Origin of the sequence: Streptomyces triticagri (assembly GCF_003429565.1) — a bacterium.
Taxonomy (GTDB): domain Bacteria; phylum Actinomycetota; class Actinomycetes; order Streptomycetales; family Streptomycetaceae; genus Streptomyces; species Streptomyces triticagri.
Window position 1 is genome coordinate 20,773 of sequence record NZ_QUAK01000014.1, and the last position, 10,810, is coordinate 31,582.

General features: G+C 67.7%; 8 protein-coding genes, 1 tRNA gene and 1 pseudogene. 3 read left to right on the top strand and 7 right to left on the bottom strand.

The window, feature by feature from the left end:
- Position 1: 1 nt before the first annotated feature.
- Together DY218_RS02405 and DY218_RS34760 are read right to left on the bottom strand one after the other, a co-directional pair.
- The coding region (locus DY218_RS02405) for an ATP-binding protein (RefSeq protein WP_233521313.1) at positions 2-1,142 on the bottom strand (1,141 nt) is incomplete at its 5' end.
- A 1-nt stretch (position 1,143) separates the two neighbouring features.
- Positions 1,144-1,710: pseudogene (locus DY218_RS34760) on the bottom strand (dynamin family protein); the annotation flags it as partial.
- A gap of 329 nt (positions 1,711-2,039) precedes the next feature.
- Here DY218_RS34760 and DY218_RS02410 point away from each other — a divergent pair.
- Positions 2,040-2,112: transfer RNA gene (locus tag DY218_RS02410), tRNA-Arg, on the top strand.
- On the opposite strand, the gene DY218_RS02415 is transcribed toward DY218_RS02410, so the two are convergent.
- The 4 genes from DY218_RS02415 to DY218_RS02430 all read right to left on the bottom strand — a co-directional run bounded on the left by DY218_RS02415 (position 2,074) and on the right by DY218_RS02430 (position 7,185).
- The gene (locus DY218_RS02415) at positions 2,074-4,230 is read right to left on the bottom strand and encodes a recombinase family protein (RefSeq protein ID WP_325051957.1); all 2,157 of its coding nucleotides are present in this window, start codon (positions 4,228-4,230) and stop codon (positions 2,074-2,076) included. The two genes, DY218_RS02410 and DY218_RS02415, sit on opposite strands and share 39 nt — an antisense overlap.
- Positions 4,231-4,296: 66 nt before the next feature.
- Positions 4,297-5,538 (bottom strand): DNA cytosine methyltransferase, encoded by a 1,242-nt coding sequence (locus DY218_RS02420; protein ID WP_128554197.1) that lies wholly within the window; start codon positions 5,536-5,538, stop codon positions 4,297-4,299.
- A complete protein-coding gene (locus tag DY218_RS02425) occupies positions 5,510-6,508 on the bottom strand; it encodes a TRM11 family SAM-dependent methyltransferase (protein WP_233521314.1) in 999 nt (332 codons plus the stop codon). The genes DY218_RS02420 and DY218_RS02425 overlap by 29 nt, the downstream gene beginning before the upstream one ends.
- A 14-nt stretch (positions 6,509-6,522) precedes the next feature.
- A complete protein-coding gene (locus DY218_RS02430) occupies positions 6,523-7,185 on the bottom strand; it encodes a hypothetical protein (protein WP_128554198.1) in 663 nt (220 codons plus the stop codon).
- Between the two features lie 355 nt (positions 7,186-7,540).
- Here DY218_RS02430 and DY218_RS02435 point away from each other — a divergent pair, with 355 nt between their 5' ends.
- The gene (locus DY218_RS02435; protein WP_128554199.1) at positions 7,541-9,001 is read left to right on the top strand and encodes a hypothetical protein; all 1,461 of its coding nucleotides are present in this window, start codon (positions 7,541-7,543) and stop codon (positions 8,999-9,001) included.
- Between the two features lie 26 nt (positions 9,002-9,027).
- On the top strand, positions 9,028-9,426 hold the full coding sequence (locus DY218_RS02440) for a hypothetical protein (protein ID WP_128554200.1): 399 nt from the start codon (positions 9,028-9,030) through the stop codon (positions 9,424-9,426).
- A 245-nt stretch (positions 9,427-9,671) separates the two neighbouring features.
- On the opposite strand, the gene DY218_RS02445 is transcribed toward DY218_RS02440, so the two are convergent.
- Positions 9,672-10,802: a tetratricopeptide repeat protein gene (locus tag DY218_RS02445; RefSeq protein WP_128554201.1), complete on the bottom strand. Its 1,131-nt coding sequence runs from the start codon at positions 10,800-10,802 to the stop codon at positions 9,672-9,674.
- Positions 10,803-10,810 lie beyond the last annotated feature (8 nt).

The window sequence follows — 10,810 nt, forward strand, 5'->3', positions numbered from 1 at the left end:
GTCACCTCTCCTTCTGCAGTACGGACAGCGCGGCGATCAGTTCGGCCTGTGTCTCCGGGTGGACGTCGAGTCCGTCGAGGGGTGCGAGCCTGCGGTCCCGTTCGGCCCGCAGGACCTTCTCGACGTACGAGGTGAGCAGTCGGCCTCCGCGGTCGCGCAGGCGGAGCGCGCCGTGTGCCCCGATGCGGGTGGCGAGGGTCTCGCCGGCGGAGCGGGTCCGTCGTCCGCCGAGCAGCGCGGTGGCGAGCAGCGCGGTGACCACTTCGGTGTCCGGGGGGTCTTCGAGGCTGCGGATCTCCTCCTCGACGTACTCCTCGAGGACGCGGCTCCAACGCCGCATCACGAGGCCGATGCGGTGTTCCGCGGTCTCGGCCTCGGGTTCCCGACCCGTCAGGCCGGGGGCGTCGGCGGCGGGTTCGTGCCACCAGGCCTCGTCGATGCGCTGGTCGGCGGAGGAGACGCCGCACACCAGGAGGGTGACGAGGCTGTCGACGACGGCGTCGAGGAGTTCTCCTGCGGTGCAGTCCAGTGGGTAGCTGCGCCACCGTCCGAGGGCGCCGCCGGCCATCACCGCGCCGGCCTGCAGCCGGCCCTTCACGCGCGCGTGCTCGCGTTCGTACGCCTCTTCCACGACCGCGGTGAGCCGCAGCGAGGCGGCGTTCTGGACGGCGACCGCGCCGGCGAGTTCGGCGAGCCGGCCCTTGAGCGAGTCGATGACCCCGCGCGCGGTACGGCTCATCGCCTGGGCCCGTGCGGCGGGGTCCTGTGCCCGGTGGGTGAGCCAGGCGCGCAGCGGGGCGACCGCTGTGGCGGGCAGCAGTCCGCCGCCGCCCGCCGACTCCGGCAGTTCGGGCACGGTGAAGCGCGGGACCTCGCCGAGTCCGGCCTTGGTGAGGAGTGCTCCGTACTGCTTCGACACTTCGCCGACCACTTGGTGGGGCACTCTGTCGAGCACGCTGACCAGCGTCGCGTTGTACTCCTTGGCGGTCCGCAGCAGGTGCCAGGGCACGGCGTCGGCGTAGCGGGCGGCAGTGGTCACCATCACCCAGACGTCGGCGGCGCAGATCAGCTGGGCGGCGAGTTTGCGGTTGTCCGCGACCAGCGAGTCGATGTCCGGGGCGTCGAGGAGGGCCAGTCCGCGGNGGCGAGTTTGCGGTTGTCCGCGACCAGCGAGTCGATGTCCGGGGCGTCGAGGAGGGCCAGTCCGCGGGGCAGGGTCGCGACGGTCTCGATGCGCAGGGCTCCGCCGTCACTGTCCTCGGCGCCGCGGTCCCGTCCGCGCCTGCGGCTGTCGGGGCGTCCGTTCTTCGTCGCCCGTTCCGTGTCCTGCTCGGGCGCCCACACGCGGGTCAGTTCGGGCAGTACGCGCGCGCCGACGAACCAGTGGTGGTCGTCCGGATTGCAGACGAGTACGGGGGTACGCGTCGTCGGCCGCAGCACTCCCGCCTCGCTGACCTGCCGTCCGACCAGGGAGTTCACCAGTGTCGACTTGCCGGCGCCGGTGGATCCGCCGATCACCACGAGCAGCGGCGCCTCGGGCTGGCGCAGCCGCGGCACCAGGTAGTCGTCGAGCTGTGCGAGCAGCTCCTCCTGGTTCACACGCGCGCGTGCCGCGCCGGGCAGGGGTAGCGGAAAGCGCGCGGCGGCGACACGGTCGCGCAGGGCGGAGAGTGCGTCGAGCAGCTGAGGCCGTACGTCCAAGGTCACCACATGCGAAGAATGCCCAATTTTGGCGACATTCTGAAGGATATGAGCTCCCTGCGCGCCGACGGATCGAAAGAGCGGGCGCGAACATCCGGGACGGGCGGGGCGGGCACGCCGAATGGGACGCAGGCATAACGAGTGCACAACACCCGGCGCGTGAGGCGCAAAAAGCGCTGCGTGACGAGCGTCCGCCTGCAATTATCGGACCGCTTCACGAGACCTCCACATCGCCCCGTGGAGGCACGGCAAGCGGGACGGGGACCCGAGAGCCCTATCCTTGTCCCGGCAACGGTCACGGAACCGCCCACACGGACTCCGGGCCCCGGCCACAACCGGCCCCCGTAGCTCAGTGGATAGAGCAGGCGCCTTCTAAGCGCTTGGCCGCAGGTTCGAGTCCTGCCGGGGGCGCACACTAATGGGCTGGTCAGCGTCGCTCATGGTCTTGCCGGTCCGTTCCACCACGGCCGCGAGGTCCGGTGCGACGGCGGCCGTGATCGTGGCTTCGATCCGCACGCCACGGTCGCGGCCGTCGTAGCGGACGCGCAGCCGGTAGCTGTCGAAGATCTCGCGTCGGATGCCCTCGGAGAGGGCGGCGAAGCTGATACTCAGCTGCGGGATGGCGCACAGCAGATCAGGGTCTCCGGCCCCACGCTCGCCGCTGCCGCTCCGGATCTGCTCGGCCTTCGCTTGCGCAGCACGGCGCCGCTGTTCCAGAGCGTCGAAGCGCTTTCGGATGCCCCTTCGAAACTCGGCTGTGGTTTCTGGATCCCCGTCGCCTGCTTCCCCAATGACGAGCTGGTCGAGCAGCGCCTCCTTCTGCCGAGTGAGCCGTGCCGCTTCGGCCGCCAGCGTCTGCGCTTTGGTCGTATCGGCCGGCGCGTTCGCGGCTGCCGCCGCCGTCAGCATGTCCGCGAGGAGCTGGTGACGATCCGGGCCGAAGATTCGGTCCTCGAAGAACCGGTGGATCGCGTCGAGAAGGACACGCTCGCTGATCCAAACAGCGCTGGGGTGGGACGAGTACCACTCCGCGTCCTGATCCTGAGCCTTCTTGGGCTGGCACGCGTAGTACAAGCGGCCCTTGCTGCTCTTACCGTGCATACGGCGATCACAGATCGCGCAGAACACGTACGAACGCAGGATGTAAAAGCGATCCATGGAGGCTCCGTTGGTGCGCGCGGCGCGTTCCTTCCGAACTCCTGGGTGTTCGGCGCTGTTAGGCCATGCAGCGTCGAACAGCTGCCGGGTGACCAGGGGTTCGTGGGTCGGCCGGGAGGACCAGATCCACTCGCTGATCGGGTTGGCGCGGTTTCCGCGCTTGCGGGCTTTCCGGTTCCACACCTGGTAGCCGGTGTATTTGGGGTTTTCCAGGATGGAGCGAACCGCCGATCGGGTCCATCTGCGCTTGGCGGTATCCGCGCGGTTGGGCGCAGGCGGCGGGTACCGGGTGAGGTCCTGGTTGAGACAATCGGTGATGGCGCCGTAGCTGAGCCTGCGCAGCACCCTCATTCGGAAGATCTCTGTCACCACGTATCCGCGGGACGGATCGGGTACGAGTCGGTGTTTCGTGAGACCTTGCGCCCGCTTGGCAGGCACAGGATGCGGCACACGTTCGGCCAGATATCCGTACGGGGGCTTGCCGATGTTCCAGCCTTGCTCGATGTGTTGAATGAAGCCGTCCCACGACAGCTCGAGCATCTGCAGGACATACCACTCGGCGACCGCCTGCTTGACCCGCCGAGTGAGGGTCGGTGTGGCCCTCTTAGCTCGGCCGTCGGTAAGGATCGGTTCGTCGGCCGCGCACAGCGCGACGCCCGCCTGTTCCAGTTCGTACTCGACCTTCGTGCCGAAGTACGTGCGCCGGGCGACGCGTTCGATCGATTCGCAGATCACGGCGGCGAAACGCCGGTCGGGGGATCGTGCCTCATCGAGTAGATCCGTGATCCCGCCGTCTCGCGGGACGGAGATGTTGAACTGTTCGTGGGCACGGCCCTGACCTCGCGCTTTGAGGTCCTTGCGCCCGGACTCGACGTCGTAGAAGTGCGCGACGATCACCCAGCCGGGTGGGAGCGCCGCACGTGCGTTTCTGAGCTGCCGCGGAAGCGACAGCGTCGGATCCTGGGTGTCTTCGGTCGACGTCCTGCCCAGCCACGCAACCGGCACAGAGGATTGTGCCATGGGCAGCGCCGACTCCGGCGGTGACCAGGGGCGTCCGGGCGGGGATGACGTGAAGGCCGGGACCGGCGGGTCGTATGACACCGTAGCTCCTTTCTGTGTGGAGCGGCGGACGCCAATCCCCGGCCTCCGCTCACTGTCCAGATCCGGTGCGGGAACTCCCATGGACACGCTCGACGAAAGAGGCAAGGGCTCTCCGGATCGCAGCGACTTGGCATCGCTGCAGCGCTTCACCGTCAGCCCCGCCGAGAATGACCAACTGTTCGACCACCTGTACCTCCTTTCGCCGTGGTCGATTCGACGGGACATGGGTTGTGTTCGCGACCGGCGTCCATGGATGCTCCGACTCGTCATCGGCGTCAAGCGCCTGCGGCGACGGCCCACGATCAGCTCGGGATGCGCCGTTCACCGAACGAGAAGTCACCAGTTCCTGCAGTTGTCGTGTGGCTCGGACGCGCTGAGCCGGAACTGCAGAGCATGGACTGCTTGCTGCGGTACGACGCTGTTCCCGAGGAGCCTTAGTTGCGTGGGTCGGGTCAGGTCTTCGGTGGCGGTGACCCAGCCGGTGGGGAGGCCCATCATCCATTCGACGAAGTCGGGGGCGAGACGACTGGTTCCGGGGGTGGTGGGGCGTGGTGCGGGCCGTCCGGTGAGGTGTTCCCAGCGGTGGATGGCGGGGTGGTAGTCGGCCCACCAGCCGGGAGGTGAGTGACGGCAGTGCGGAGGTTCATGCCGCGGCGACCTCTGCGCGCGGTGTCCGGCCCGCCCGTTCCGTCGCAGGCAGTCGGTGTCGGCAGCAGTTCCGTACGAGTGGAGTCTGGTTCCGCGTCCGGAGAGGTGAGGGCCGCGGCGGTGGATGCAAGGGTGGGAGAACCGTTGCGGAAGCGTTGGTTCGGGGAGCCCTTGGTGCCGTCGGGGGCTCGTGGTGTGGGGAGAAGGTGTTCGACCTCGTCGGCCAGGGTGGGCCCGTGGCCGCCTCGTTTGCGTTTGGTGGGGTGTTGGGAGCCGCCGTTGCGGGCCAGGTTCGCGGTCGGGGTCTTCAGGAGCGGGTGCGTGGGATGGGGTTCTGGGCCATGCGACGAGGAAGACCCGGGCGCGGGCGTGCGGGGCGCCGATGTCGCTGGCGCGTAGGCATGTCCAGCGAGTGTCGTACCCGAGGTCGGCCAGGTCTGCGAGTACAACGCCCAGTGCCCGCAGGTCGGGTGGCGTGGGTGGGTTTCCCATGCACCTCGGGCAGGGTTCCACGTGGCGAAGGGCGTGGGCTCCGGCTCGGGTGGAGAGGAGTCCTCGGACATTTTCGATCACCACCAGGCAGGGTCGCAGCGTGTCGATGGCGGTCACGACGTGGCGCCAGAGTCCGGAGCGGGTGCTGGAGGTGAGGCCGGTGCGGGGGCCGGCGATGGACAGGTCCTGGCAGGGGAAGCCGGCGGTCAGGACGCAGACCGGCTCGATGTCCGACCAGTGGATCGCGGTGATGTCACCGAGGTTGGGAACGCTCGGCCAATGCCGGGCGAGGACCTGTGCGGCATGCGGGTCCTGTTCCGCGTGCCAGGCCGTACGGCCGCCGATGGCCGCAGTGACACCGAGGTCCAGGCCGCCGACGCCGGAGAACAGGCTGCCGATGGCGACGGGGTCAGCGGCCGCCGGCATGCCGGGCCTCATTCGTGCACGTACGCGTCGCCACCTTCGTGCGGCGGGCGGAAGGCCGAAGGTCTTCGCGGCGAGTCCTCCTGGGTGCTCGGCAGGGAAGCGGTCGTGGCGGTGTGGGTCCCGGTTCTGCGCCGGGGCGGCGTACGACCAGGGCGTCCTCGTGGGCGATGAGGGCGAGCGGGGAGCCACGTCGGCGTGCGTCGCGGACGTTCTTCATCTGGAAGAACGAGGGCCGAGCGACGAGGCGTCCGTCGCGGATGCCGGCGAGGAGAGCGACGTTACGTTCCACGGGGACGAGGCCGGCGTTCTCGGCTGCGGTAAGGACGGCGGAGGGAAGGTCCACGAGTTCGCCGCGCTCGCGCCATGGGCGGGTGGTGATGACGGCGTGTCCGCCGGGGCGGAGGGTGTGGCGGCATTGGATGAGGATGTCGGTGAACGCATCCAGGAGGTCCTCGAGGCCGACGTGGGCGAGGTTGTCCGGGTCGCGGCTGTAGCGGAAGTGGCGTTTGGTGACCCCTTGTTCGCCGGACTCGCGGGTGGAGCGGACCTGCCCGTGGACGCTGGGTCCGTACGGCGGCGAGGTGACGACGAGGTCGACCAGGCCGTGGAACGCCGCGGGGACATGGGCCGTGAGCTTCCGCGCATCGGTCTGGTACACCTCGCCGAAGCCCGTAGCTCCTTGGTCCGCGGCGCGGCGAAGATTCTGGTCGGCGAGGCGTGCCCACCTGGCCTCGTACTCGGTGCCGATCGCGTGGCGGCCGAGGTGGACGGCCTCGACGAGCGTGGTGCCGATGCCGCACATGGGGTCGAGGACGAGGCCGCCGGGCTCGGTGTAGCTGGTGATCGCGTGGCGGGCGATGGCAGGGAGCATCTTGGCGGGGTGAGCGGCGGAGCCGGATACGTAGCGATCGGCGCGCTGAGCGGGGGCGGAGGTGGGGGCGGTGTTCCACACCGACTCCGAGCCCCGGTTCGAGTTCAGCACAGGCGAGTTCTCCCTCACTGCGGGGCGACGCAGGACAGCACGACGAGGTCGGAGTGGATCAACTCGGGTGTGTCGGGCGCGGGAGGTGTGGGGACGAGGTGGTCGTCGGCCGGCCGGGCGTGGACCACGACGATGTGCTGGAGGTAGCGAAAGCCTGCGGTTCGCGCGGTGGCGATGAGCAGACCGAGCGGATCAGCGAGCTCGTCATGGTCCCGCCGCTGCCGGGTAGCCAGGAGCAGCAGGCCGTCGGCGCGCAGCAGTCGGTGAGCACGGTGGAAGAAGGCGGGCCAGCCGTCATCGACGGTTCCACGTTCTTCGAGATCATGAGAAATGCGCAGGGCAGCGGCGGGGAGGACGTTAGGGTGCAGTTCAGCGAGCAGTACCGTCGCGTAATTGCCATGCTGCTCGCTGATCGCGTCTGGTGCGGTGGTAGTTGTGCAACGGATGCGGGCATCCGGACCGGCCGTAGCTTCCGTGACCTCCAGTCGGACCAACGGAGCGGCTTCCCCGGTCGTCCCCCTCGTGAACTGGCTGCGGACCTTGTCGAGGGCCCATTCGGGCAGGACCTGACCAGTCTGGGCGACGCTGTAGTCATCGGGACGAGGCAGCCAGATTGTGGTGGGCAGCTGGGGGGAGGGGCTTCGACCTGCGAGAGCGGTGTGGCGGGTATACGTCATGGCGCGGTGCACAGCATCGGGCTCGGACGCTCATCACGTGCTGACATCTCGTAAGGAGGAGTAGGCCGGCTGATCATGCCAACGACCTTGAAACCGCTGTCCAACCGCCCTCTAGGCATCTGCCGGACCGCGAGGCTTGCTCCTGTGCGCACCAGGCCTTCCGCAGATTCCGAACCCGCAGAACAAGCGGATATTCGTCCTCGATGGCCACTCGTGAACAACTCGCGAGGTAGGGCAAGCACAGTTGGGTTTCCCGCATGTTGTCACTCAGGTGGAGGCCACCAGTGAGCATCGGTCAGGTGACCGGCACAGGCTGGAAGGCGTCCGTGCCCCCGTATGGAGGAGATGAGTGCGGATGTCCGCCTCCCCTCGCCCCTGGCCGCAGCGAATAGTCCGGTACGGCTCGCTGCCCGGCCTGGCGGGGCTGTGCGCGTTGGCGCTGTCCGGCTGCACGACGAGTGAGGCGACGGACCTCGCACCGACACCCTCGCGGTTGGCGTCGGTCAAGGAGCTGACCGACTCCGTGCAGCAGGACGTGGCGAAGGTGTGGCCGCACACCGGGCGGATCTGGCCCGGCGTGGACTTCTCCGACCATCAGGTGCTGCTCAGCGACGGCTCCACCACCTACGCCCTCGACGCGAAGGGCATGAAGCCGGTATCCGCCCAGGACCTGAAGCAGAACAAGATCGACATACCGAGCCCTGACTCGTTCGATGTCGTCACCTGGCAGGGCAAGCCGGCACTGATCATCCGCCCGGCCAAGGACCTCGGGGCCGGGCAGAAGGCGGACCCCACCGGGCTCACGGCACGCGAGCCCGCGTACTCGTTCGGCCTGGCCAGCCACGAGCAGTTCCACCCCTACGTCCAGAACGCCCCCAAGTCCCCCTGGACTTCGCTGCAGAAACTCGAAAAATCGGCCGGGGACCGCACCGAGCTGTACCCCCTCAAACCGGAGCCGCGCATCGCCCGCGCCATGGTCTACAACAGCCTCCTCTCAGCACTGCAACAACCGAAGGAACGTGACGCCTTCCTGGCCGAGGCGGCCTACTGGAACACGAAGTGGACCAAGAACTACCCCGAGGACGCGGAGGGCCAGGAGGCCACCGATCTGCTCGAGGGCACAGCGAAGTACTTCGAGCAGTCCGCCATCGCCATGGCCGCGGTCGACCGGCCGGGCGACCCGGCCCAGGTCCGTGCCTACCTCGCCAAGACGCTGAAGCCGATGAAGGTCGCATCGAAAGGGATCGAGCCGTACGCGATCGGCACCGTGGCTCTGCTGAACGCCGATGCGAAAGGGCTCGACGTCAAGGAGTCCCTGACCACGGAGCCCACCACTCCCCTGGCCGCGCTCCTCAAGGGAGTCAAGCCCGCCGGCTCGCAGTCCGCGCCGGCGGATGTCACTCGCGGCATCGAGCAGGGCGTCCAGGCTTCGAACAAGGAACTGGGCCCGCTGATCGAGCCGTTCGTGGCCGATGTGCAGGACAAGAGCAAGTCCGTCCTCATGCTGCCCGTGGAATCAGTGTCCGGCAGCGTGGGCGGCAAGGGCTTCTACACCACCGAAGAGCTCCCCATCAGCATCACCCCGAAAGCCCGTGCCACCTTCAAGTCGAAGACCGGCACCGTCCGCGTCGATGGGGCGACCGTCGGGGAGATCGACGAGGACGACAAGGGCTACTTCGCCGTTCCCCTCGACCTGGACGACGCCGACGCAGCCCTCGACGGGACGCGGCTCACGCTCAAAGCCGAGGGACTCAGCGGAACCGTCACCGTCAAGGCAGCCACCAATGACGGACAGCAGTTCCTCTACGCCCAGTGACCCCGATCGTCAGTATGGAGAGCACCATGCCCGCACCCATGCGCCCCCGCTCCGCAGTCCTCGCCTCCGCTGCGTTGTGCGCCGCACTGCTGCCTGCCGTGGCGGCCTGCGGCGCGGAAGATCTCGTCGCCGGCGCCGTCGCCCGTACCGGTGCCGCGCAGGCCGGGGCCGTCGCGTTCCGCGAATCGGGCCATGAGCTAAAGGGCAAGTTGAAGTGCTCGACCCACGACGAGACCGACAAGAAACTCGACGTCCGCTGCACGGGCACCACGACCGACGGAAAGCCCGCGAAAATGACCGCCACCCTCACCACCGACGCCAAAGTCGTCAGCGGTGACGGCGCCAAGATCTCCGGCGCGACCGTGACCGGCACCGTGGACGGCGAAGAGGTCTTCCAGAAGGACTGCATCGGCGAAGGCTGCTGACCGACGAGACGATTGAAGCCCCTGATATCACACCGCCGTTTGAGAGAAGACCGACCGAGCTGTCGTGGACGTACGGCACCTGGTTCAGGACGCACAGCACAAACGTCCGCAACGTCGGGTCATCCGAGTTGTTTGGGTACCCGCCCGGCTGTCTGCTCATCGAAGGGTTCGGCTCCTCACCAAGCGGCGGCGGCTCGGATGCCGCAGCAGCTGCAGTTGCTCCCGAGAAGGCGTCCTTCGCGGCGTCACCTGCTGACAAGTGCTGCGATTTCAGCCAGTTCGTCTGCAGGCAGTCCCATATTCTGCGCCGCCTCGAGTACCGCACGCAGTTCCGCTGCCGTTCCGTCGGTGTCGGACAGGAATTGAGCATAAACAGGTGGTGCGGTCTCATCTCCGATGGAGATCGCTTCGTTGAACTGATCCCGCGCCGCTTCGGGCTTCCCGAGTGCTGCGTGGACGAGGGCGAGGTTGAGGTGCGCTTTCCAGACGCCGTCTTCGAGAGCGCGCTGGTAGTGTCCGGCTGCTTCTTCCAGGCGTCCGGCCTCATCCAGAAAGAGGGCGTACTCCCAGTGAGCAGATAGGTCTCGCTCGGAAATCGCCCGCTCGAACACGGCTGCCGCATCCTGTTGTCGGCCGTCTGTGTGGGCGAGGAATGTCGCGTAGTCGACGAGAGCGCCCGGCACAGCGCGATCAACCGCTGTGCGGTAATTCTCTTCAGCTTGCCGCTGGTCTCCGATTGAGTGTGCATGCTCAGCCAAGACGAGTAGCGCGCGCCCCTCTCCCTCTTCGGCTGCTCGCTTCAGCATCTCTACGGCACGCGCTGTCACACCGCGCCCCAGAAGGCTCTCGGCATAGTTGCTCAGAGCTTTGATGTCGCCCTGGTCGACAGCCTGCTGAAAGTAGGAGTCGGCCTCTGCTGTTCGTTCCGCGGCGAGGAGGAACACCGCGTAGTTGTTCGGCGCGTGCTCATCGCCTCCGCGAAGAGCACTGCGGTACCAGAATTCGGCTTCGTCTCTGCGGTCGTCGTCCTCGGCCAGTGTGTCGGCGAGTTGGAGGGCGTAGTCCGCATGTCCGGCCTGTGCCTTCGGGAGCAGGATGGCGCCGGCTTCGTCGATGTCGCCCTTGTCGCTCAGCACTCCTGCGAGCGCCATCTCCGCACCCATTTCACCGTTGGCCGTTGCGATGCGCAGGACCGCCTCGGCCTCGTCCAGGCGACCCCATGAGGCGAGGAAGGTGCCGTGCGCCCAGCGGCTGCGAGCCACACCGTCTTCGACGGCTTGACGGAACATTCCGTCGGCTCGTTCAAAATCGTCTTCTTCGTTGCTGATGCGCAGTGCTTCCAGGAGCACCGGGTCACGGTCGTTCTCGGGAGACATACTTGGCC

Coding starts and splice junctions, on each gene's coding strand:
- DY218_RS02430 (WP_128554198.1), bottom strand. CDS start 7,185: ATGACGTATACCCGCCACACCGCTCTCGCAGGTCGAAGCCCCTCCCCC.
- DY218_RS02440 (WP_128554200.1), top strand. CDS start 9,028: ATGCCCGCACCCATGCGCCCCCGCTCCGCAGTCCTCGCCTCCGCTGCG.
- DY218_RS02415 (WP_325051957.1), bottom strand. CDS start 4,230: ATGACGAGTCGGAGCATCCATGGACGCCGGTCGCGAACACAACCCATG.
- DY218_RS02445 (WP_128554201.1), bottom strand. CDS start 10,802: ATGTCTCCCGAGAACGACCGTGACCCGGTGCTCCTGGAAGCACTGCGC.
- DY218_RS02435 (WP_128554199.1), top strand. CDS start 7,541: ATGTCCGCCTCCCCTCGCCCCTGGCCGCAGCGAATAGTCCGGTACGGC.
- DY218_RS02420 (WP_128554197.1), bottom strand. CDS start 5,538: ATGAGGCCCGGCATGCCGGCGGCCGCTGACCCCGTCGCCATCGGCAGC.